At 67.7% G+C, this 22,696-nt stretch carries 22 protein-coding genes; 2 read left to right on the top strand and 20 right to left on the bottom strand.

The window, feature by feature from the left end; all coding sequences use genetic code 11:
* Positions 1-65 precede the first annotated feature (65 nt).
* From FHT37_RS05400 to FHT37_RS05360, 9 genes are read right to left on the bottom strand one after another with little or no spacing between them, the layout of a single operon-like run.
* Complete coding sequence (locus FHT37_RS05400) at positions 66-518, bottom strand: hypothetical protein (RefSeq protein WP_183479311.1); 453 nt, start codon at positions 516-518, stop codon at positions 66-68.
* Between the two features lie 2 nt (positions 519-520).
* Positions 521-1,849 carry a hypothetical protein gene (locus FHT37_RS05395; RefSeq protein ID WP_141225268.1) on the bottom strand — a complete coding sequence of 443 codons (1,329 nt, stop codon included), beginning with the start codon at positions 1,847-1,849 and terminating at the stop codon, positions 521-523.
* Positions 1,846-2,820, bottom strand: coding sequence for a hypothetical protein (locus FHT37_RS25270; RefSeq protein ID WP_254783296.1), 975 nt, complete (start codon positions 2,818-2,820; stop codon positions 1,846-1,848). Before FHT37_RS25270 ends, FHT37_RS05395 begins: the two co-directional genes overlap by 4 nt.
* Positions 2,821-2,830: 10 nt before the next feature.
* Positions 2,831-3,985, bottom strand: coding sequence for an HNH/endonuclease VII fold toxin-2 domain-containing protein (locus FHT37_RS05385; protein WP_091724456.1), 1,155 nt, complete (start codon positions 3,983-3,985; stop codon positions 2,831-2,833).
* 17 nt (positions 3,986-4,002) lie between these two features.
* Positions 4,003-4,389 (bottom strand): DUF4150 domain-containing protein, encoded by a 387-nt coding sequence (locus tag FHT37_RS05380; RefSeq protein ID WP_091724455.1) that lies wholly within the window; start codon positions 4,387-4,389, stop codon positions 4,003-4,005.
* A gap of 9 nt (positions 4,390-4,398) precedes the next feature.
* Positions 4,399-5,493, bottom strand: coding sequence for a hypothetical protein (locus tag FHT37_RS05375; RefSeq protein ID WP_141225267.1), 1,095 nt, complete (start codon positions 5,491-5,493; stop codon positions 4,399-4,401).
* Positions 5,493-6,647, bottom strand: a complete 1,155-nt coding sequence (locus tag FHT37_RS05370) for a DUF2169 domain-containing protein (RefSeq protein WP_147241391.1) — start codon at positions 6,645-6,647, stop codon at positions 5,493-5,495. Before FHT37_RS05370 ends, FHT37_RS05375 begins: the two co-directional genes overlap by 1 nt.
* A gap of 13 nt (positions 6,648-6,660) precedes the next feature.
* On the bottom strand, positions 6,661-7,209 hold the full coding sequence (locus FHT37_RS05365; RefSeq protein WP_147241392.1) for a hypothetical protein: 549 nt from the start codon (positions 7,207-7,209) through the stop codon (positions 6,661-6,663).
* 1 nt (position 7,210) lies between these two features.
* Positions 7,211-9,274 (bottom strand): type VI secretion system Vgr family protein, encoded by a 2,064-nt coding sequence (locus FHT37_RS05360; protein ID WP_183479309.1) that lies wholly within the window; start codon positions 9,272-9,274, stop codon positions 7,211-7,213.
* A 173-nt stretch (positions 9,275-9,447) separates the two neighbouring features.
* Between FHT37_RS05360 and FHT37_RS05355 the strand changes: the two genes are divergently transcribed.
* A complete protein-coding gene (locus FHT37_RS05355) occupies positions 9,448-10,170 on the top strand; it encodes a hypothetical protein (protein WP_254783294.1) in 723 nt (240 codons plus the stop codon).
* Positions 10,170-10,874, top strand: a complete 705-nt coding sequence (locus tag FHT37_RS05350; RefSeq protein WP_183479307.1) for a hypothetical protein — start codon at positions 10,170-10,172, stop codon at positions 10,872-10,874. The genes FHT37_RS05355 and FHT37_RS05350 overlap by 1 nt, the downstream gene beginning before the upstream one ends.
* A gap of 15 nt (positions 10,875-10,889) precedes the next feature.
* On the opposite strand, the gene FHT37_RS05345 is transcribed toward FHT37_RS05350, so the two are convergent.
* The 11 genes from FHT37_RS05345 to tssC all read right to left on the bottom strand — a co-directional run bounded on the left by FHT37_RS05345 (position 10,890) and on the right by tssC (position 22,660).
* Complete coding sequence (locus tag FHT37_RS05345; RefSeq protein ID WP_183479305.1) at positions 10,890-11,225, bottom strand: YnfA family protein; 336 nt, start codon at positions 11,223-11,225, stop codon at positions 10,890-10,892.
* Positions 11,226-11,388: 163 nt separating this feature from the next.
* Complete coding sequence (tssH, locus tag FHT37_RS05340; RefSeq protein ID WP_183479303.1) at positions 11,389-14,040, bottom strand: type VI secretion system ATPase TssH; 2,652 nt, start codon at positions 14,038-14,040, stop codon at positions 11,389-11,391.
* Positions 14,037-15,290, bottom strand: a complete 1,254-nt coding sequence (gene tssG, locus FHT37_RS05335) for a type VI secretion system baseplate subunit TssG (protein WP_183479300.1) — start codon at positions 15,288-15,290, stop codon at positions 14,037-14,039. The genes tssH and tssG overlap by 4 nt, the downstream gene beginning before the upstream one ends.
* A complete protein-coding gene (gene tssF, locus FHT37_RS05330; protein ID WP_183479298.1) occupies positions 15,287-17,215 on the bottom strand; it encodes a type VI secretion system baseplate subunit TssF in 1,929 nt (642 codons plus the stop codon). The genes tssG and tssF overlap by 4 nt, the downstream gene beginning before the upstream one ends.
* Positions 17,216-17,224: 9 nt before the next feature.
* On the bottom strand, positions 17,225-17,719 hold the full coding sequence (gene tssE / locus FHT37_RS05325) for a type VI secretion system baseplate subunit TssE (RefSeq protein WP_183479296.1): 495 nt from the start codon (positions 17,717-17,719) through the stop codon (positions 17,225-17,227).
* 22 nt (positions 17,720-17,741) lie between these two features.
* The gene (locus tag FHT37_RS05320) at positions 17,742-18,263 is read right to left on the bottom strand and encodes a hypothetical protein (protein ID WP_091724444.1); all 522 of its coding nucleotides are present in this window, start codon (positions 18,261-18,263) and stop codon (positions 17,742-17,744) included.
* Positions 18,248-18,943 (bottom strand): hypothetical protein, encoded by a 696-nt coding sequence (locus FHT37_RS05315; RefSeq protein WP_255489494.1) that lies wholly within the window; start codon positions 18,941-18,943, stop codon positions 18,248-18,250. Before FHT37_RS05315 ends, FHT37_RS05320 begins: the two co-directional genes overlap by 16 nt.
* A complete protein-coding gene (locus FHT37_RS05310) occupies positions 18,944-19,744 on the bottom strand; it encodes a type VI secretion system accessory protein TagJ (protein ID WP_183479293.1) in 801 nt (266 codons plus the stop codon).
* Positions 19,745-19,816: 72 nt separating this feature from the next.
* On the bottom strand, positions 19,817-20,317 hold the full coding sequence (locus FHT37_RS05305; protein WP_175538241.1) for a type VI secretion system tube protein Hcp: 501 nt from the start codon (positions 20,315-20,317) through the stop codon (positions 19,817-19,819).
* A 148-nt stretch (positions 20,318-20,465) separates the two neighbouring features.
* A complete protein-coding gene (locus FHT37_RS05300) occupies positions 20,466-20,945 on the bottom strand; it encodes a type VI secretion system tube protein Hcp (protein WP_091724440.1) in 480 nt (159 codons plus the stop codon).
* A 215-nt stretch (positions 20,946-21,160) separates the two neighbouring features.
* Positions 21,161-22,660, bottom strand: coding sequence for a type VI secretion system contractile sheath large subunit (tssC, locus tag FHT37_RS05295; protein WP_183479291.1), 1,500 nt, complete (start codon positions 22,658-22,660; stop codon positions 21,161-21,163).
* Positions 22,661-22,696 lie beyond the last annotated feature (36 nt).

Raw genomic sequence — 22,696 nt, 5'->3', positions numbered from 1 at the left:
CCTTCGTTGAATCCGAACCTGGAATCCGCGCCGCGCAGGCGAAGCCAAGACGATCGGCGCCAAGATCAGCGACTCGGCGAGCCCTCGGCCCAGGTCTCCGCGACGAACTCCCCCCAGAGTGCGGGCAGCTCCACCACTTCACCCTGGTTCGGATCGCTCACCCCGGCGCCTTCGATGTGCATCGGTCGCAGCTTGACGCGTTCGTTCGGCGCCGCATCGAGTGCAATGTCTTCAACCACGGCCGCCTGGACACAGAGTCCTTTGCGCCAGCGCAGCAACAGGGGCAGATCCGGCGGAATGAATTCCCCAAGGAACTCTTGATGGTCCTCCAGATCAAGCCACATCCACGCCACTTGCGACGGCATGCCCGCCTGACAAAGCGTCTCGAACGCCGGGCGGAGGCGCTTGCATTTTTCACACCAGCCCTCCGCACCGATCACCACGAGCAGTTCAGCATCCTCCCGTGCGAGGTGTCGGCCGAGTAGCTCGGCATCGTTCCAAGGATCAAACGCAGGCATGCTCAGGAGATTCCCAGGGATTGAAGCGTCGACCGCTGCACGTCGGGTCGCGCTCGGATGTTCAACTCCGCCTCGGACTGGATTCGATTCAGGGCATTCGCCGCAACAAATCGCAGCCCCTGCGGCAAGTCGGCTTTGGGGTCAACGATCTGCTTGAGTTCGTGTTCCCCCGCCGGGCGGCCCAGCAGTGCTCGTCTGCCATCACCAAGCCGCAGTCTGTTCATCGGATGCGCTGCCACCCGATCACGATCCGGCAGCACCAGCCCAAGGTCCGCATCTCTGCGTCCCGGCGTCATACGTGCATCGAGGTCCAAAGGCGGCTCGTCGAGCGCCAGTCCCTCAGCCAACAGGTCAACGCCGGTGAGACAGTGCCAGACCCATCCAGCCCAGCGCGCCTGTTCGTCGTCCGCCATGCGATGCACAACAAGATCGAGCAGCGCGATGTCGCCATGGTGAAGCATCGCTGTCAGTCCCACCCGGGGGGGAAGACGCTGCACCAGCTCACGCATTCCCGGATGCCCAATGGGCGCCAACTGCGCCAGATGGCGGACCCATCGATTCAATCGGCGATCGGCTTGAACGAGATCCCATCCACTGGCGCGCTCGCGATAGGCCACCTGCTCGGCCACGCATTGCCAGAGGCGCGATGCGGCAGCCATTCGGTGTTCGTCCGCCTCGGCGTCCAGAAGCCGGGCAAGCGCGATGCAACTCTCCGCGCGCACGGCGAGCGCTTCGTCAGCGCAAAGGCGTTGGAGTGCCGGGATCATCGCGGCGTCTGCACACCGACAGGCGGCAGCACGCACGTGAGGAGAAGCATGGACAACGAAGGCTTCAAGGTCGGCGACGGTGCCTCGCATCAAGACACTGCCTCGCAACGCGATGACAAGGTCTACGGGGTCGGAGAGGCCGGTGACTGTGGCCAGCCATCGGCGGGTCGCCGCTGGTGATGCCCAGGCGAGCGCCGATACGGCCCCGCGCACCAGAAGATCCGGCCGGAGCCTGACCTGTCGAAGAACTGCCTCGATCGCGGCGATGCGTCCCTCCCCCTCCAGCGACAGCGCCGCGACGCAGGCGACGAAAGCCTCTCCAGGCTTGCGCCACCGCTCAAGCGCTTGCAGCGCCATCGCCGCTGCCGCTTCTTTCCCAGCTCGCACGCCCTCGAGATGGGCGGTGAGCAAGGCAGCGAACTGCGAAGCCCGTTCGGCGCCAAGCTGCGGCGAATCGATCGATCCATCGAGTTGCGACCAGTAGAACGCCGCGTCCTCAACGTGACGCCGCACCACCACCGCGATGATCGGCGGCCGCTCCTCCAGACGCAGCACTGTGCTCATCCGCCCTGGGCCTGGCGAGCCAGCTCGGCGATGCTGAAAAGGCGTGACCACGACTGACCATCATGCAGCGCAGCGCCGTAAGCGCCCGCCATCAGCATCACTCCGTCAGCGACGGAAAGATTGCCCGCGCAGTTGGTGATCTCAATGGGGGCCTGGCTGGGCTGCAGCCGGCCTTCGTGTATCTCCCAGAGGCCGTAGTCGTTCGTCGCGTAGACGCGGTCCTTGAACCAGACCATGTCGCGGAACGGCAAGCTCAGATCGCCTTGATGAATCATCATCCACTGATCACCGCGACCGCGATAGACCGTACCCGACTGCGCGCCGATGTAGACATACCCGTCTTCGCCACAGCAAACCGATTCGATCCACATGTTGGATGGGAAGGCGATCTTGTGCCATGCAGTCCCGTCATAGCGCCAGACGTCGCCTTTGCCACCCGCCGCGTAGATATCGGATTCAGAGAAACCGTCGAAATCCTGGAAGCCGGTTTCGCCGCGGCCTTCTGGCGGCAGAGGGCCGACCTCCTCCCAGTGCTCGCGGCCAGTACGCTTGAACAGGCTACGCGGGCTTCCGCAGCCAAACAGCCAGCCGTTCAATTGCTTGATATTGCGAACGCTCCCACGCTTGGGGCCTTGTCCCATGCCACCCGGGATCTTCCTCTCGGTTTCGGACGCGCCGCTACCCTTGACGTATACCTGTCCGGAGCGATCCACACAGACGTTCTGGAATAAGGGCTTGAGCGAAGCCCCGGCCATCAATCCCGCAAAACCCTCCAGATGATCTGCCCCCCATCGATCCTCGTCGCGGAAATAGCAGATGTAGCGTGTTTTCAGTTCTTCCTCGAAAGGCCTTGGCTTGGCGTCATCCCAATCCTGCAGTGCAATGAACACCAGAATGTTGCGGTCCCGTAGCACTGCATCCCGGATGCCGAACCCTTCGAAGTACGCCTTGTAGTCCTCAATTCGCAGCAACACACTCTCCTTAACGGCTGCCAGTATTTCCGCCTGTCGCTCCGCCGCCCTTGCCGGACGCGGCCGAGAGAGACTTACCGGAGCACTTGTAATGCGCGTCGAGTTGGGCTTGCAAGCATTTGCGGCTGCAACCGGACTCCGGAAATGTCTCGTAGAACGCCATCATCGCCTGTGTCCGGTAATCGGCGTATGAGATCTGATTCGTTCCGCGCCGTTCCTTGTGTTCGCGCATTCGACGATCCAGCACATCGTGGAGCCTCTGGTGCGACCCACCATGGCTGTTGCCGGTCCCCTCCGCACAGACTGTTGGAGCGGCTTCGTAGTCATAACCCGGGCACCCGGCATCTTTGACGGCCGCGTCTGGTATGAGGTGATGTCCGGTTTGGCCTGGGCAGCAGCCGTCGCCCGACAGGTTGTTAGCCTTCCCTTTAGGAACCAGGGAGCAGCGTCTGGCTCGCATGCAGGGATTGAGCTTCGCCGCGCCGGCCATGAAGTCCGCGATCGCGCGTTGCGGATCAGCCTTTGCCTGCTGGCCCAGTCGTTCCAGTTCGTTACCAACGCTCTTGAACTCCTTCACCATGTCATCCAAGGCACCGAGTTCTTGATAGGCGTTGTAGCCGGTCTTTGCGACATCCCAGCCTGTGCTCGCCATATCCCAAAGATTCCAGACTGTCGCAATTCCCTCGGTCACGAGTCCTCCGACACCGCCTACGGCGGCACCGCTCGCGCCAACAAACCACCTCGTCCCTGCTCGCGCCGCAGATTGACCGGCCTTCTTCTTGGCCATGTCGATCGCTTCCTGTTTGAGCTTCTCCTTCGCCGCGTCCATCGCGGATGCTAGCTTCGTGTCGACAACCTCGGCCAAGTCGTCCTTCAAGCTGTCCAGCTTCTTCAAAAACTCATCATGCGAATTCGGCCCCGGCGGAATCCACAGGAAATCGCAGTGATCCGCCATCCAGGACTTGTTGTCGGTCCCTCCCTTGCTCAGCGTTCCGCTGTGATTCTTGTACTTCGATCCCAGCAGCTTCTTGAATGTGGGCCGCGACTTTGGCTTCGTGTCGTCATCCTTCGCACAGGCCTTTTCGATCTTCTCGAAGTCCTTCTTGCACGCGGCCGCGACGGCGGACGAATCCTTGTAATACGTGGTGGGCGTGTTGGCGCTCATTCCCGGTCGCTCCGTCGTCAGCCGTGGTTGTGAGTCATCGGGTCAAAATGCCGGCACACGTTGAGTCCCTCGACTTTCACGTCCGGCGACCAGTCCACGAAGTACGCCTTGCCTTTGATGACGCCGCTCGACACGCCTTTGGCGAACTGCTGCGTCGCCGGCTCGTTGCCAGTGCTGTTTGCCAGGAAGGACTTGTCGCGCAAGGCGAGCGGCGTGCCGCAGATGAAAACCGTACTGCTGCCCTTCTGCAACTGGTTGGAGAAGGCCGTATTGGCATAGACGATCACGACTGGACCGGCGCTCGGCGCCGGTGGGCTCCAGCACGGGTCGACGGCGACCTGGGACGTTCCGTCCGCAGCCTTGGAGCAGACCTCCGAGCCGTTTGCAAAGACACGCGTGTCCATTTGCTTCCTTCAAGCCGCCATCGGCAGGGTGCCGACGACGATTGCGCAGCGCAGACCATCGTCCTGCGCGAGATGAATGAGACCAAGCTGTCCGGGACAGAACGCCGGCCGATTGGAAAGGTAATGGAGCAAGGCAATTCCGACCACGCCGACACTGACTCCCACATCACCAATTTTGTCGGCCAGCGTAATCAGCACAGGCGACCGATCAGGATCGACATCCGCCATCAGACGCGTCATCGCATTTGCGGCGTCGCGCACCAGGAACGTCTCACCGTTTTGGTCCGAGAGACGGTAGTCGACATCGGCCATCGTCACATGCGCGGCTCCCAAGGCGGCACGGACAGCCCTTGTCAGCCCCTGCGACCGATTGGGAAGCCCGTTGTTCCACCGGGCCGCTTCTTCCGCGCCCCCCCAGCCAAGCAATCGGAAATCGGCCTGGCCGACGATCCCGGCAGGCCCGGGGCGCAATGGGTTTTCCAACAACACCGCCGCAGCGGCCTCGCCCGGCGTGAAGCCATCGCGATCCGAGCCCGGTACCCGCAGACGTTCTTCCTCGACCATCCGCTCTATCAACTGCACATCCAGGAGGCTGTCCGCCGACACCAGCAGCACACGTCCTTCTGGTGCGTGCTCCAGTAGCGCCGCGGCTTGGTCCAAGGCCCTGCTCAGGCCCGCTTCGCCAAACGGCAGCACGCGCGTGGCATTGGAGAACTGCAAGCCCAAAAGATTGGCCACCGCTTCGGGTAGGCCGTCGACGGTGATGTCGCGATCCTCCAGCGCCTCCGCGGTCGGCGTAAGCAGCAGCAGTGCGCAGGATCTGGCGATACCAATCAGGCCCTCCTGCGTAAGGCCGGGATATGCGTTCACAAGGCAGTCCCGGACGGCCCAAGCGGCCCAATGTGCCAATCTCGACACACCCCACACCCGCCCCGAGGGCAACGCAGCGACAGGGATGGGCACTCCCGTATCGGTAAGAAAACCGGCTGTACCGAACGCATCGAGATTGGCGGCAATAGCCGGCCCCGCGGCGGCAAGTTCGTGGCCCAGGGCGCAACAGACGCCCGCCGAGACCACGCGCAGTTCAGAACGCGCTCGATCCATCAGTCGACCTCCTCGAGGTCGCCTGCCAAAGCCGGCGCTTTCGCCTCGCCACATCCCACGCAGGCGCCATCCGCCTGACCCGACGCCTTCGCCGCCCACCAGGCTTCATCAACCGGTCCAACGGTGACCGCGCTGAACTCCTGAATGCGGCGCCGGATGGGAGTAGCGACGCGCCAGACCGCGGTGAAACGTCCTCGTCGTCCGGTCTCTTCATCAATCACCGCGTCTGTCTCGAAGAACAGGGTGTCGACCACCGGTTTCAAACGCTCCTGCGAATAGTCCGTGCGCAGGATGCGGACTGCAGGTTGGTCGAGCTTCGGAAGAAAGAAGCGCCGCTCGGTTTCGCCGGCGACATGTGGCATCAAGCGCGTGAGGACGACCTCCTCGCCACCGACCGGATATGGCATCTGCTGGTCGGGCGGCGCCACCTGGTTGAATGCTTCGTCGAAGTCGTCGGGCAGGAAGGGGAAAACCTCACGGCGCCAATGCTCGTCATAGGTGCCGGAGAAAGTCTTGCGCGGCATCCAATGCCGACCAATGGGCCCGAAGGACTGACTTCGATGGGAGCCATCGGGCCGGCGCACCGGATCATCGACGGCCTCCAGCGTCGGCAATGGTTGTCCAACCATCTGCCGCAGCGTATCCGGTCCTGCGAAGCCCAGTCCCACGGGATTGGACAGCAACGACTCGGCATGCCGCCCGCCGTCGTCGGACCAGCGCGTTCCTCCGAAGGCCAGGCTGTAGCGGATGGGCATGCGATCGAAAGGCGCCGGCGCCCCAGGCTCCAGGGAAGCAGACCAAACGCGCGGGCCGATCACCCGCACCTGCTTGGCAAGCGCGCCTACCTGCCAGCCTGCGAGCAGCGTGGTGACCGGCGCGCCGGCGGCGCTATACGCAGTGGCGTCGAAGATCACGTCGCACTGCGGCTTGTAGCGGGCCGCATCGGCGCCGTACCTCATTGCGCTCTCGCCGGGATCCCCAAAGTAGTCGTCTGTTGAGACGATGGGACGAGGCGCCAGCGGCCGCGGCCGCTGTCCCCATTCGGGGATGCTCCACGTCGCCTTCGCGATGACCACGAGATGCTCCCTGCCGCTCGCATCCAGCGCCACCGAGACATCGGTGGCCAGATGCTTCGACCCTACGTGTACCTGCATCTCTGCGCCACCCTCAGTTCACGTGCACCGACCCGCCGACGATGCGCTGCGTCGCGCTCGCATGACTCGTGATGTAGGTCCCGCGGAGCTGGATGCGGCCATCGGCCGTCAGCACGATGCACGCCTCACCACAGCGCAACTCAAGCTCTTCAGCGGCCTCGATCACCTCGCGATGGCCGTCGACCGTGATTTCGATCCCTTCCGGCCGGGCCTCTGGCTGCCGATCCGGCAGTTCCAGGGAATGCTCCGACCCGGCGCCATTCCAGAGCAGCCCCAGCACGATGGCCGAGCCGTCCGCAAGGACGCTCAGCGCCACACCTCGCCCCTCCTGCGCCGGTGTCAGCGGCACGAGGCTGTGAGCGACGCCCACCACGCCCAACCCCGGCACCAGCGCCGCGCCCGCCGAACCCATCACGGGTGTCGTCTGCAGCGTGCCGATGACTACCTGGCCCGGCGCCGGCAACGCCGCCACCTGCGCCCCTTGGCTCAGCAGCGCATGGAACGGGGATGCCTCCTGTGAGGCCTCCTCGGCGCCATGCGCCGGAAAGTCGACTCGCTCCACGTCAGTTCTCCAGGATCTTCTTGCCCTTCACGGTCACCTCGCCGTCAGCGTTGAACGTCTGTTCGGCGGTGGTACCCAGGCTGAAGCTGTGGCCATTGATGATGATCGTGCCGTCCTTCTTCATCGTGAGGCTCGCCTTGCCAACATTGATGGACAGCTCGTCGCCGGCGGTGATGGCGTAGCTCTTGCCAACGTTGGTGCTCTTGTTTTGTCCGATCTGCGCGGTCTGACTCAATGCGACGGTCGTGTTCATCATGGCGCCGACCGTCGTCTGATAGCCCAGCCCGATCGTGAGCGCCTTGCCCAGCCCGATCGTCTCCGCCTTGGCCAGCGCAACCGTCTCCGTCTTCATTCCCCCGATCGTCACCGACCGGTTGTCCCCGATCGAGATCGTCTCGTTGAGATCCACCCGCTCCGTCCGGTTCTGATGCACCGTGATCGTCTCGTCCAGGTCGACCGTCTCCGTCCGGTTCCCCTTCACGAACACCGTCTCATGCCGGTCGATCGTCTTGGTCCGATCCCGGCCGACCCAATGCGTCTCGTCGTTCTCGACCTCGATGTCCTGGTTCTTCTCCGCGTGGATCCACAGCTGCTCGGCGCCCTGCTTGTCCTCGAAGCGGATCGCGTTGGCATTGCCGTAGCTGCCGCCCTTGGTCGAACGCGTCAGGAAGCCGCTCTGCGTCGCATTGGCCGGCAGGTCCCACGGCGGCAGGTTCTCGCCGTTGTAGGTGCGGCCGATGATGATCGGCGCGTCCGGATCGCCCTCGATGAAGCCGACGATCACCTCCTGCCCGATGCGCGGGATGTGGATGCCGCCGAAGTTGGACCCCGCCCACGGATGCGCCACGCTCACCCAGCACGAGCTGCGCTCGTCGCGCTTGCCCCGCCGGTCCCAGTGGAACTGCACCTTCACCCGCCCGAACTTGTCGGTGTGGATCTCCTCGCCCGCCGGCCCCGTCACGATGGCCGTCTGCGGCCCCGACACCAGCGGCTTGGGCGTGCGACGCCCCGGCCGGAACTGCTGCTGCGCCGGGATGCAGCTGAAGCTGCAGCGCAGCGAGGTCTCGCCCGAGCCCGATTCATTGGCCGCCTGGTGCAGCGCCAGCTGCGTGCCGGTCACCAGGTACTGCGCGTTCTCGCTGTCGCGCGGATGCCGCGTCAGCGCCAGCAGGTGGCCCGTCTGCACGCCCTGCGCATTGGTCGTGCCCTCATAGGTCTCATGGCTGCTCTGCAGCTCGTCGAGCCGGTCCTCCACGTACTGCGAGCCGTCCCCGGTCTGGATGTAGCCGCCCGGGTAATCGAAGATCTCGCCGTCCGACAGGTCGTAGTCGCGCTTGACCATCTGGCTGGTCTCCAGCGCGCTGGACGGCTTCTGGAAGTCGTAGTCGGTGATGACCACCTTGCCGGGCCGCACGCACTGCGCGCCGCTCCAGCCCTGCACGTACTCCAGCTGCGGCGCGCCCTGCGATTCCGAGCCATAAAACGGCAGCGACTCACACCCCGGCTTCGCGTCATGCCCGCTGGCCGAGTCGCACAGCACCACTTTGTGGCCGCTCTCGTCGTGCTCCACGTACCAGTAGATGCCTTCATGCTCCAGCAGCCGCGCCACGAAGTTGAAGTCGGTCTCGCGGTACTGCACGCAGTAGTTCCAGGTCCGGTACGGGCGCAGCAGCTTGAACTCGTACCGCGCCACCGGATGGTCCTCGAACACCTGCTTGACGATGTCCGGCACCGACATCTCCTGGAAGATGCGGCAGTCCGCGGTGCGCGACAGCAGCCACAGCCACGGCTTGAGCTGCATCTCGTAGACGCAGTGCTTGCCCTCGAAGCCCCGCTGCGCGAAGCGCGTCACATAGCCGCTGAGGTGGCGCGGCGCGTCCTCGCGCAGCGCGATCGTCAAGGTCGCCAGCTTGCCCAGCAGCTCGGAGGCCAGGATGTCCTTGCGCTCGCTCAGCAGCGTCAGCGTGGTGTCTCCTGCCTCGCTCAGGCCCTCGCGCGAAGTGCAGGAATGCACGCGCAGGACGTCGTCGGGCAAGGCGGTTTTGAGGCGGAACGGTGAGGCCATAGGTCTTCCAGGATCTCCCTGGCCGACACGGTAGGGGGCGCCTATCGCGCGCAAAAGAGGCGAAAGTCACTTTGGCCGCCGCCCTGCGCCCGTTACCGTCCATCCTCCCCATCCGCATCAGGGGCAGGACTTGCGCTGCCCGCGGCCTCCGGGGTCGTATCCAGGAGATTTCCATGCCTGCCTGCCGCATTCCCGGGCCGCTTGGCGCCGGCGCCAATTGCTTCGACATCGACGACGGCACCCTGGTGCGCGCCGCGTCGCCGCTGCCGGCCCCGGTCGGCACCGCGCCGCGAGACAAGCCGCCGGCCATCGATGACGACACCCGCGCACTGGCCGCCGTCGCTTATGGCGAGGGCTCGACCGGCAACGTCTACGAGGAGATGGCCGCCATCGCCAACGTGCTGGTGCGCCAGCAGAAGGCCCGCGGCTACAAGACGATCAGCGCCTTCATCAAGGCCGACAAGACCTTCGCCTTCGCCGCGCATGACGGCAACCAGCGCCACGGCAAGCTGATCAAGGCCAGCGCCGAGGAGATCGCCAAGGACGCCGGCATGAACGACGCCGTGCGTGGCGCGCGCAATGCGCTCGATCCCAGTGGCACGGACTACTCGAACGGCGCCTACTTCTGGGACGGCGCCGACATCAAGTCCAACTACGACAAGCATCCCAAGGTCAAGGCCGGCATCCACATCACCGACCCGAAGCACAACATCTACGACATCAAGGACAAGGACGTCCCCGGCGAGGAGTGGTGGCGCAACGCGCAGGGGCAGAAGACGAAGCTGCGCGGCAAATGGGATTACAAGTACGAGTCCACCGCCGCGTATGGCGGCACGATCTTCTGGAAGTACAACGCGGACTTCGTGAAGGCCACCAACAACAAGGAATACGACTGATGCGCCCCCAGCGTCCCGTTGCCCTCGCCGCGATCGCCCTCGCCTGCTCGGCCTTCGCCGCCTGCGCCGCCCAGGCCGACGCCCTGGCGAAGAACGCCACCGAGCTGCGCGACCTGCTCCGCGGTCCAGCCACGGCGGCGACGCTGACCCCGATCAAGACCGAAGGCTGGTGCGGCCCCCAGGGCTGCTTTATCGATGCCGGCGAGTTGCGCATCGACCGCGACAAGGGCGGGTTCGCCCGCGCCGAGGGCGGCCAGCGGCTGCAGGTCGTCGAGCACAAGGCGCCGGGCGGCGACGCCCTGCCCGATCTGGACTGGACGCCGACCGACGCGTACCGCGTGATGGCGGGCGGTCAGCGCTGGGGCAGTTGCCTGGAGTTCTCGCACGCGGGCGTGGGCAAGAGCGGCACCTTCCAGCGCTGGACCAGCGTGGTGCTGGTGCCCTTCAACGGCACGGCGCCGGGCGCGACGGCGCATCGCTTCGTCGGGTACTGGACGGGCTGCGACTCGCTGGTGTCGGGCGCCACCGCGGGCGCGCTCACGCTGCGGGTGGTCGAGCGCTCGGAGCCGAAGGCCGGCAAGCCGCTGCGGCTGGTCGCCTACCAATGCAGCGCGCGCGGCTGCGAGGGCCAGGTCGATCGCCGCACGGTCAGCGGGGAGCCGGGCAACGCCCAGGATGGGACCTTGACGATCGGCCAGCCCTGAGCGTCACGGCGCGGATCAGGCCGCCGGCCGGCGCCCCAGGATGATGATCGCCATTCCCACCAGGCTGACGGCCACGCCAATCCAGTCGGTGGGCGTGGGCTTGACCTTGTCGACGAGCATCAGCCAGACCATCGCCACGCCGATGTACACACCGCCATAGGCCGCGTAGACGCGGCCCGCGGCGGTCGGATGCAAGGTCAGCAACCAGGCGAAGAGCGCCAAGCTGCCGGCCGCGGGCACGAGCAGCCACGCGGACTTGTCCTGCTTGAGCCAGAGATACGGCAGATAGCACCCGACGATCTCGGCGACGGCGGTGACGACGAACAGCAGGAAGGTCTTGGCCAGTTCCATGGCTCAGCGCTCGCCGATCACTTCGTGGAAGTGGATGACGAGCCGCTTCGAGCTTGCGCCGCAGCGACTTCGGGTACTCGCCTCGCGGTCGCTGCCGAAAGTTTCGAAGATGTCTTCATACGAGCTCGATACCGCCGGTGCTCACGCGAGCAAGTTTCCGGCTTCAATCGAACCCGTACTCGAAATCCCCATCCTTCACGTTCAGCGCGACCTTGGTGATCGTCTGCCCGTTGGTCAGGCGCGTCAGGTATTCCCGGCTGATGCGCGGCAGCACCGTGTTCGTCAGGATCGCGTCCACCACCCGGCCGCCGCTCTCGACCTCGTTGCAGCGGCTGATGATCAGCTTCACCACGTCGTCGCCGAAGCTCAGCGGCACGCCCAGGTTCTCGCCCACGCGCTTCTGGATGCGGCCCAGTTGCAGACGCACGATCTGGCCCAGCATCTCCTCGCTCAGCGGGTAGTACGGGATCGTCACGAGCCGGCCCAGCAGCGCCGCCGGGAACACCTTCAGCAGCGGCTCCCGCAGCGCCTTGGCGATGCCCTCCGGCTCCGGCATCAGCTCCGGATCCGCGCACAGCTTCATGATCAGGTCGCTGCCCGCGTTGCTCGTCAGCAGGATGATCGTGTTCTTGAAGTCGATGTAGCGGCCCTCGCCATCCTCCATCCAGCCCTTGTCGAAGACCTGGAAGAACAGCTCGTGCACGTCCGGGTGGGCCTTCTCGACTTCATCCAGCAGCACCACGCTGTACGGCCGGCGGCGCACCGCCTCGGTCAGCACGCCGCCTTCGCCGTAGCCGACATACCCCGGCGGCGAGCCCTTGAGCGTCGACACCGTGTGCGCCTCCTGGAACTCGCTCATGTTGATGGTGATGACGTTCTGCTCGCCACCGTAGAGCGCCTCGGCCAGCGCCAGCGCCGTCTCGGTCTTGCCCACGCCCGAGGTGCCCGCCAGCAGGAACACGCCGATCGGCTTGCTCGGGTTGTCCAGCCCGGCGCGCGACACCTCGATCCGCTTGGCGATCATCTCCAGCGCATGCCGCTGGCCCACCACGCGCTGGTTCAGCGTGTCGGCCAGCTGCAGCACCGCCTGCAGCTCGTTGCGCACCATGCGGCCGACCGGGATGCCGGTCCAGTCCTGCACCACCGCGGCCACCGCCTGCTCGTCCACCTGCGGCAGGATCAGCGGCGCATCGCCCTGCAGCGTCGCCAGTTCGGCGCGCAGGCCGTGCAGCTCGCTCAGCAGCGGACCGCGCTCCTCTTCCGAAGGCGCGCCCTCGCCGTCCTTGCGCAGCAGCGCGTGCAGCTCCAGCACGCGGTCGACCATGCCCTTCTCTTTCAGGTGGCGCGCCTCGAGCTCCGCCTTGCGCGTCTGCGATTCGTCCAGCGCCGCCGCCACGCGCTGCTGGCGCTCCGCGACGTCCATCCCGATGGCGCCCTCGCGCGCGATGATCTCGCGCTCGATCTCCAGCGCCTGGATGCGGCGCTGGCAATCCTCCAGCTCCGCCGGCGTCGCGTGCTGGCTCACCGCCACGCGCGCGCAGGCGGTGTCCAGCAGGCTCACCGCCTTGTCCGGCAGTTGCCGTGCCGGGATGTAGCGGTGGCTCAGACGCACCGCGGCCTCGATGCCCTCGTCCAGCAGCGCCACGCGGTGATGCTTCTCCAGGATGGAGGCCACGCCGCGCAGCATCAGCACCGCCTTGTGCTCATCGGGCTCGGGCACCTGCACGACCTGGAAACGCCGCGTCAGCGCCGGATCCTTCTCGATGTGCTTCTTGTACTCGGCCCAGGTCGTCGCCGCGATCGTGCGCAGCTTGCCGCGCGCCAGCGCCGGCTTGAGCAGGTTGGCCGCGTCGCCCGTGCCCGCCGCGCCGCCCGCGCCGATCAGCGTGTGCGCCTCGTCGATGAACAGGATGATCGGCTTGGGCGAGGCCTGCACCTCGTCGATGACCTGGCGCAGCCGGTTCTCGAATTCGCCCTTCATGCTGGCGCCCGCCTGCAGCAGGCCGATGTCCAGCATGTACAGCGACACATCCTTCAACTGCGGCGGCACGTCGCCCTGCGCCAGGCGCAGCGCGAAGCCCTCCACCACCGCCGTCTTGCCCACGCCCGCCTCGCCCGTCAGGATCGGGTTGTTCTGGCGCCGGCGCATCAGGATGTCGACGATCTGGCGGATCTCCTCATCGCGGCCGGCGATCGGATCGATTTCGCCATTGCGCGCGCGCTCGGTCAGGTCCACCGCGAAGCGCTTGAGCGCCTCCTGCTTGCCCATCGCCGCGGGCGCGATCGCGCCGCTCGCGTCACCGGGCGCCGCGCCTGGCTCGGCCGCGCGCATCGCGCGCTCGGGCGAGCCTTCCAGGATCTGGTTGAAATGCTCGCTCAGGTCGTCGACCGGGATCTTCTCGAACTGCTTGGACACCGACAGCAGCACGTTGCGCATCGACGCCGTCTTCAGCAGCCCCAGCACCAGATGGCCGGTGCGCACCTGCTGGTCGCCGAACATCAGCGAGCCGTAGACCCAGCCGCGCTCGACCGCGTTCTCGACCCAGCTCGACAGGTCGGTGACCGACGTGGCGCCGCGCGGCAGCCGGTCCAGCGAGGCCATCAGGTCGGCCGACAGCTGCGCCGCGTCCAGCCCGTAATGCTTGACGATGCGATGCAGGTCCGAGTCCGGCGTGTTGAGGATCTGGTACAGCCAGTGCTGCAGCTCCACGTACGGATTGCCGCGCAGCTTGCAGAACACGGTGGCGCCTTCGATCGCCTTGTAGGCCAGCGGATTGAGCTTGCCGAAGAGGCTGGTGCGGGCGATTTCAGTCATGACGATGCTCCCTGTGATGCCGGCGGCGTGGCCCGCCCCTTCACCCGCTGTCGCGGATGCAGGTGCAGGTCGCCCCGGTCGTGACGATGCGGACGGCCGCCCGAGCGGCCCGTCCAGGATGTGAAGCCCAGGCGCGCGCGGCCGCTCAGCGCCGCGGCGGGCACCTCGTCGCGGCGCAGCACCGGCTGCAGCTCCCATTGCAGGTTGTGGCCGACGTACTGCCGGATCCAGTCGTTGAGCGGTCGCCACGCGTCGCCGTCGGGCAGGAAGCCCTCGTACTGGCGCAGCGTCAGCGGGCCCAGCACGACGCGGAAACGGTACTGCCGGTCCCAGGCCTTGTTGCCGCAGGCGGTGTCGACGCCCAGCCGCGGCAGCTCGCGGCCGATGCGCTCCGGCCGCTGGCGCGCGAAGCCCAGCCGCGTGCGCTCGCCATCCTCGACGGGCAGCCAGTGCGGCACGTGCTGCTCGATGCGCACCGGCACCCCGAAGTGCAGCGACAGGATCTTGGCCAGCCCCTCGGCATGCTGCGCCCGCCCGCCGTGCAGTCCGGCCTGGAACAGGCGCGCGGTCTGCGGCAGCGAGTCCGCCGGCCGCTGCGCGCTGTCCAGTCCGGTGGCGGCGCCCAGCCAGGCGGCATAACGGTCCGTGGCCGGCCGGTCGTGCTGCACCGCGGGCTGGGACTGGGCCCAGGCGCGGTAGAAGTGCAGCAGCAGCCGGTGATGGAAGACGTCGAGGAAGCGGCTCAGCGTCGGGTCGCCGCGCTGATGCAGCCGCTCGCGGGTGTACTCGGTCAGATGCAGCGGCATCGGCCCCTGCGGACCGAGCAGCCCGAAGAAGCGCACGCCCAGCCGCGGCGCGGGGTTCTGCCCGCGGGTCAGGCTGGCCAGCGCCGCCGGCGCGAAGTCCAGCTCGGGCTCCTGCCCCAGCCGGATCGCCTCCTGCGACGGCCGCAGGCCGCGCCCCAACCGCGGCACATCGGGCGTCAGACCCTCGATGCGGCGCAGCAGCGCGAAGAAGTCATGGGCCCAGGGCGTCGCCTCCACGCTCTCGAAGAGCGCGCGCAGCGCCGCGTCGTGCTCGCCCCGCCGCGCGGGACGACGCGCCAGCAGCGCGGCGGGCGATGGCTCCGCGCCCGCGTCCTCGGCGTCGCTGACCGCGGCGCTCGCGGCCGCCGCAGCGCCCGGCACCGCGCCTCCCGCGGCGGACGGCGCCTGGGCGTCGTCCGACCCGCCGGCGTCGCGCACGTTCATGGACGGCTCCCCGGGGAGGCGCGTCCGTCGCGTTCCGTGCGCTGCGCGCGGCCCTCGGCATCGCCGCCGATGCGCGGCGCCCAGCGCTTGACCTGGCCGCGCTGCGGCGTGCGCAGGCTCAGCTGCGTGAAGCTGTTGATCGCCGCGTGGCGGGTGAAGTAGCGCTCCAGCACGCTCGCGAACAGATAGGCGCTGTGGCCCTGGAAGGCCAGTTCGTCGAGCTCCAGCGTGATCTCGGTGCCCGCGCCGAAGCTCAGCGGACCGGTGAACGGCAGTCGCCGCACGACCGGCTGGGCATCGACGCCCCGGACGCCCTCCACCTGACGCAGCCAGGCCGGATCGCTCGGCGGGCCGTACAGCGCCAGAAGGCGGCGCAGCGTCGCCGCGGCCTGCGCGGGCGGCTCGTCGGCCCAGGGCAGTTGCTGCTGCGTCAGCAGGCCGACCAGGCTCCAGCCCGCCTCGCCCACCGGCTGGCGGTTGACCGGCCGCGTCGGGCCATGCACCGCCTCGACCTTGAGCACCGGGCCCGCCGCGTCCAGCCGCCAGGCGCCGGCGCCGTTGTGCGGCAGCAGCATCGGCAGGTCGCGGTTGGTCACCAGCGCCGAGACCGACAGCTGGCGGATGTCCTCGCGATAAGGCGCGTGGCGCGGGTCGACCAGCGACAGGAAGACCTCGTCGCCGATGTAGCCGGTGCGCGGGCCCTGCTCCTTCTGGCGCGTCGACAGCAGGCGCGGCTCGCGCCGCACCGTGTAGAAGCCGGGCGCATCGGGCGGCGCCTGGTGGTAGGTCGCGTACAGCGGCTCGAAGCCCTGCTGGCCCAGCGCCCCGGCCCCGTAGCCGGTCACCGACTGCAGGCTGTGGATCTCGTAATCCATCGGCCGGGTGCGGTCCGGGACGACGTGGTATTCCCAGCTGCCGGTGCCGAGCTGGATGCGGTCCAGCCGCTTGGGGAACAGGTTGATCGCCGGCGTGCAGTGCAGCGAGACGCTGTCCACGTCGACCATCGCCTCCAGCGCGCCGTCGCCGCGGCTGAAGAACAGCACGATCTCGAAGCTCGTGCCCTCCACGCGCGCCAGGCGCTCGGCGAGCTGGTCGATCTCCAGGAACAGGAAGCGCCGCGGCATCGCGGCCAGCTCCTGCATCAGCCGGCAGCCGGAGAAGTTGCGGTGCGTCTCCGGCAGCAGCGCCTCGTCCGGCGCGAAGCCCAGCGGGCGGATGCTGGCCGCGGACCGCCACTGCGCCGGCACCGCCGGAGCGTCGATGCCCTCGCCGGTGACGAAGCTGCCCAGTGGCGCGCCCAGCGCCAGCTCGTGCAGGCGATAGGCGACCTCGTCGGGCGCGCTCAGGTAGAGCGCGAGCCGGTCCAGCCCCAGCTGGCGCACCGGAATGCCGCCGCCGGTCTTGAGCCGCAGCCGCAGCCCGCCGCGACTGCCGGCGGCATCGGGCAGGCGCGACATCGGCAGGTCGGGCGCGTGGCTGAAGTACTGGACGTCGTCCAGCGTCAGCGGCCACAGCGTCACGTCGTGCGCGGTGCGGAACTCGCAGCGGGTGTCCTGGCCGCGCGGCACGCCGGACTGCAGCACGCTGCCCCGCGGCACCGGGTGACCCTTGGAGAGGTTGGGGTCGGTGGGATCGACGCCGAAGCGCGCGATCATCATCGACGGCACCGGCGCCAGGAAGTTGGGGTAGATCGACTCCAGCAGGTGGGCGATCAGGCGCGGATGCTCGGCATCGAGCTTGAGCTGCACCCGCGCCGACAGGAAGGCGAAACCCTCCAGCAGCCGCTCGACATAGGGGTCGGCGACCTCCGCATCCTCCAGGCCCAGGCGCGCGGCGATCTTGGGGAAGTCGCGCGCGAACTCGGCGCCGACCTCGCGCAGGTGGGCGAGCTCGTCGTTGTACAGGCGCAGCAGCCGGGGATCCATCGCGCGTCCTCAGCCCTCGCGCACCTCGACCTGCCCCGCCTCGAGGTCCATCTGCGTGCGCAGCAGGATCTCCAGCGGCACCGGCTGCGACCAGAGGTGGCCGCGGATGTCGAACTCGATCACGTTGTGGGTGTCCATGACGCTCTGCGTCTCGATCGCGCGGACCTCGAGCGTGTCGGGCAGGATGCGCGGCTCGAAACGCAGGATGGCCTGGCGGATCTGCTTCTCCAGCAGATGCACGTCGATGCGCGAGGCCAGTTGCCCCGACAGCGCCGGCAGGCCGAAGTTCAGCACGCTGTCGCCGACGCGCGCATACGGGTCGCAGGTCTTGCCCAGCGGCTGGATGGCGTTGAACAGCCAGCCCAGGTCGCGCAGCACCGCCTGGCGCAGCTGCGACTTGGTCATGACGCGGCGCTCCTCCGCCTCGACGCGGTGGAAGGGATCGTCGTCGGTGAGGCGGTCCAGCAGGGCCGGCTGCAGGCGATCGCGGGTGATCTGGGTCATGGCTCGCGCGGCGCGGATCCGCTCACTTCGCGGCGCCGGTGTCCAGGCGCCAGAAGACGACCTCGGCGAACTTGCCGTCGTTGGCCCAGGGGTCCCAGATCGTCTTGTCGCCCTTGCTCTTGGCGCCGGCCCAGCCGCCCAGCGAGGTCGACATCGCCAGCGGATACATGCCGCGGGCGCGCATGGTCTGGGACTTGCCGCCCGAGGTGTAGGCATACCCGCCGGCCGGCTTGGCCGCGCCGGGATAGACGACGATCACGTGGCCGTTGGGCTGCGTCACCAGGCCGCCGACGATCAGCTCGCCGCGACTGGCGCGCTCGGCCAGCTCGGACACCGGCGTCTCCTTCCAGCGCTTGTCGGCCTTCAGGAAGGCGACCAGCGAATTGGCGGTGCGGTACTCCTGGTCCGGGATGTAGCGCTTGATGACGTGCCACACGGCGTGGCTGCAGGAGCCGGGGTACTTCTCGTAGGCCTCGTCGGCGACCTGCTTGAGCTGGGCGGCCGTGACGGGTTCGGTGGCGGAGGGATTCAGGATGTCGGGCATGGGGAGTCCGCGGACGGCTTGGCGCCCGCTGCGCGGTAACGGTGTTCGGCCGCGTCCCAACGCAGCGCCGGCAGCGCGTAATCGCCGCCGACGGCCGGGTTGCTGACCTGGACGCGGATTTCCTGCGGCACGCCGTCACGCCACAGGCCGTGGCGCAGCGTCAATGTCCGCGGTTGATCGAAGGGGAACAGCTCGGGCAGCCCGCCGACGCAGCGGAACTCGCGGTCGACCAGCATCGGTTTGGGGAAGTCCTCCCACGGCGCGTCAGCGGCGCGGGTGGCGTAATAGGTCTCGGCGAAGACCGAGATCAGCGCCACGCGCGGCGTGTCGCCCGGCGCCGCCAGCTCGCAGCGGCGCGCCGCGTCGAGGTACTTGGCCCAGCTGACGGGCAGCTTGGCCCGGTCGGCGTCAGCCAGCGGCGTGCAGGCCTCGGGCGACAGCGCGCGCCAGGCCGCCTTCGCGGACGGCGCGGCCTTGGCCGCCGCGGTCTTCGCCGCCGGCGGCATCGATCCCGCGTCGGCGTGGACGGACGACGCGACGATGGTCCCGGCCACGGCCAGGACCGCCTTCATCGCGATCGAACGGAGCGGGGACGCCGCGGGCGACACCGTGGCCGGCACGCCAGCGGACAGGACGGACGGCGCCCGGGTGGCGCGGGACAGGAACGGACGGCAGGGCATTCACTTCCTCAATTCGATGAGACGGACATCCAGCAATCCTGCCTCGCCTTGGTCGCTCATCAGCACGCGCTGGCCGATGCCGGCGTACTGGTCGTCCTCCGATCCCGGCAGCGGCTGCCATTCGGTGCGGCGCGACAGCCAGACGCGTTCGTCGTCGAAGGCCACGCTGCGCGGGTAGCGCGTCGGGATCAGCGCCACCGAGGCGCCGCCGTTGGGGAACTCCAGGTGCGCCGCGGCCCAGACCAGGTCGCGCAGGTCGGTCGGCGGCTCGATGTGGATTTCCTTCAGCGCGGAGAACGGCACCCAGCAGTAGCGGCCGTTGATCACGGCCTCCAGCACCGGGCCCAGGCGCGAGTCGCCGTCGCACAGCCACTCGAATGCCTGGCCGTCGATCGTGCCGGCGGTGGCCGGCGCGGCCTCCAGCGCCTGCGCGCGCAGCTGCCGCGCGCCGGCCGCGTCGCCGTCGTGGTCGAGCTTGAGCGCATGCACCAGGTTCGCGACCCACTCGGCGGGTTCGCCCATCACCATGGGCGTGGTGCGGCCCTCGAAGACGGCCTCGCGCACCAGCTCGCACTTGAGCGCCTCGCGGTAGGTGTTGACCATCGCCAGCGTGCCGGCGTCCAGCTCGCCGCAGACTTCCAACTGCGCCGCCGCCCGCGCCCACTGGCCGGTCACCGCCAGCAGCTGGAACAGCATCGTGCGCAGCCTGGCGTCCTGCGGACGCTGCCGGACCTCCGCCTGCGCCGCGGCCAGCGCCTCGGTCGGGCGGCCCGCCGCCAGCAGTTCCTGCACTGCGCTCATCGCATGCTCCGTGACATCTCGTCGTTGTTGGGGTGCAGACCCGCCCTCGCCCGCCGCGCGGGAACGGGCCGGTCAGGTCAGGTCGTCGTCGAAGGTGTGGGTGCCGCCCATCGCGCCCTTGGCGTTCTGGGTCCGGTACTCGATGGAGACCTTCTGGAAGCTCATCGCGATGCGCTCGACCGGCGCGCCGTCGGCATCGCAGTCGATGTCGTAGGAGGCGATGCGGGCCTTCTCCAGCGTCAGGCAGAAGTAGTCCTCCTGCGCGCCGCCCGCCTTGCGCAGGTAGAGCTTGGCGGACTTGACCTCGTCGTTGGTCGCCACCGCGCTCATCAGCGCGGTGCTGGCGCTGTCCAGGTCCTTGGTGATCGTCAGCTGGCGATAGCTGCGGCGGCCGGTCTGCTGGCCCGCCACCGCATCGCCGGCGGCGCCCACGCCCCAGCTGAAGCCGCGCACGACGACGTCGCCGGCGTGGCCCGCCGAGGTGGATTCGCCCTTGACCTTGCCCGCCCGCTTGAGCGACAGGTCCAGGTACATGTCGGCGCTGGTCGCGCCGCCGCTGGTCATCGGATTCATCTTTCGCTCCGGCATGGACAACGGATGACGGCGTGCGCGCCAGGCGGCGCACCGTCATGCGTTGTCCGAGCGCGGCGCGGCCGGCCAGGGGCCGTCGCGCCGCGGATCCGCGAACGGAAGGCGCCGGCTCGCACCGGCGCCCCGCCGATCAACGGGTTTCGGTCGTGGCCACGTTCCAGCCGAACTTGACCGCGCCGCCCAGGCCGCCCTTGGCGTCTTGGGCCTTGTACTCGAACTCGATGTCCGCGTACGACAGGGCCACGCTCTCGCTGATCTCGCCACCGGCGGAGGCCGACGGGGCGACGTTGGTCACCAGCACCTGCTTCAGCGTGACCTTCAGGAAGTCCTGCTGGCCTTCGCCGGCCTTGCGGCAGGTCAGGACGGCCTGGTCGAAGTGCTTGCCCGAGGCGCAGGCCTTGGCCAGCACCGGGGACGCCTTGTCGTAGTAGTGCGCGAACACGAACTGGCCGGGAATGCCCTTGCCCTTGCCGGAACCGGTGCCGGCGGCGGCGGTGCTTTCCTGACGCACATCCCACGACCAGGCGAGCAGATCAATCTCGCCCTTGTGGTCCTTGTGGGTGGATTCGCCTTCGACTCCGGCGAACTTCAGATTGGCGTCGATCGTCATGGTCGGTTTCTCCTAGATGGACTCTTTGAAAAAAGTCTCCGCATCAACGCTCACCGCATGCGGAAACCGGGATTTCGGGCCCGAGGGCCCGGTTGGCTCATCGCCTCGAAAATTTCAGAACGGCGCCTTCGACAGCGCTCCCTTGGACGCGTCGCGCGTCGTTGCGCGCGATTTCTTTGTTTCCTTCGCGCGGGCCGCCGGGGCGACCCGCCGCCTCACTTGCCCTTCTGCGACGGCAGCGTCGAGACCAGCCGCAGCGAGACCGTCAGGCCCTCGAGCTGGTAATGCGGACGCAGGAAGAATTTCGACGAGTAGTAGCCGGGATTGCCCGGGATCTCCTCGACCACCACCTCGGCCGAGGCCAGCGGCTTCTGCGACTTCGTCGTCTCCGAGGAGTTGGCGGGATCGCCGTCGACGTAGTTCATGATCCACTTGTTCAGCCACTTCTCCATGTCGGCGCGTTCCTTGAACGAGCCCACCTTGTCGCGCACGATGCACTTCAGGTAATGGGCGAAGCGGTTGCAGGCGAACAGATACGGCAGCCGCGCGGCCAGGTTGGCATTGGCGGTGGCGTCCGGATCGTCGTACTCGGCGGGCTTCTGCAGCGACTGCGCGCCGATGAAGGCGGCGAAGTCGGAGTTCTTGCGGTGCACCAGCGGCATGAAGCCGTTCTTGGCCAGCTCGGCCTCGCGGCGGTCGCTGATGGCGATCTCGGTCGGGCACTTCATGGCCACGCCGCCCTCGTCGGTCGGGAAGGTGTGGGCCGGCAGGCCCTCGACCGCGCCGCCCGCCTCGACGCCGCGGATGCGGGTGCACCAGCCGTAGGTCTTGAACGAGCGGTTGATGTTGGTCGCCATCGCATAGGCCGAGTTGGCCCAGGTGTACTTGGCGTGCTCACCGCCACCGGTCTCTTCCTCGAAGTTGAACTCCTCGACCGGATTGGTCTTCGCGCCGTAGGGCAGGCGCGCCAGGAAACGCGGCATGGCCAGGCCGATGTAGCGCGCGTCGTCGGACTCGCGCAGCGACTTCCAGGCGGCGTACTCGGGCGTGCTGAAGATCTTGGTCAGGTCGCGCGGGTTGGCGAGCTCCTGCCACGAGCCCATCTGCATCAGCGAGGGATTCGCCGCGGCGATGAACGGGGAGTGGGCGGCGGCCGAGACCTTGGCGATCTCGCCCAGCAGCTCGACGTCCGGCGGGCTGTGATCGAAGTAGTAGTCGCCGACGATGCAGCCGAAGGGCTCGCCGCCGAACTGGCCGAATTCCTCTTCATAGACGCGCTTGAAGATCGGGCTCTGGTCCCAGGCCGTGCCCTTGTAGCGCTTGAGCGTCTTGCCGAGATCGTTCTTGGAGATGCTCATGACGCGGATCTTGAGCTGCTCGTCGGTCTCGGTGTTGTTGACCAGGTAGTGCAGGCCGCGCCAGGCCGATTCCAGCTGCTGGAACTCGGCGTGGTGCAGGATCGCGTTGACCTGCTCCGACAGCTTCTTGTCGATCTCCGCGATCATCGACTCGATCGAGACGATGACGTCGCTGCCGATCAGCTTGGTCTGCGACAGCGCCTGTTGCGCCAGCGTCAGCACCGCCTGCTCGACGGCGGACTTGGCCTCGTCGGTCTTGGGCTTGAATTCCTTGTTCAGCAGCGAGGCGAACTCGCCGCCTTCATATTCGATGCCCTGCAGCGAGGGCGAGGCTTGCGAGAGGATCTCTTCGGCCATGGTGCGTGCTCCGTGGGGTCCGGCTAGGGGTCTGAG

Origin of the sequence: Mitsuaria sp. BK037, from assembly GCF_014193045.1 — a bacterium.
Classification (GTDB): domain Bacteria; phylum Pseudomonadota; class Gammaproteobacteria; order Burkholderiales; family Burkholderiaceae_C; genus Roseateles.
Note: the sequence above shows the minus strand (reverse complement) of the source record. Positions and strands in the feature narration are given on the sequence as shown.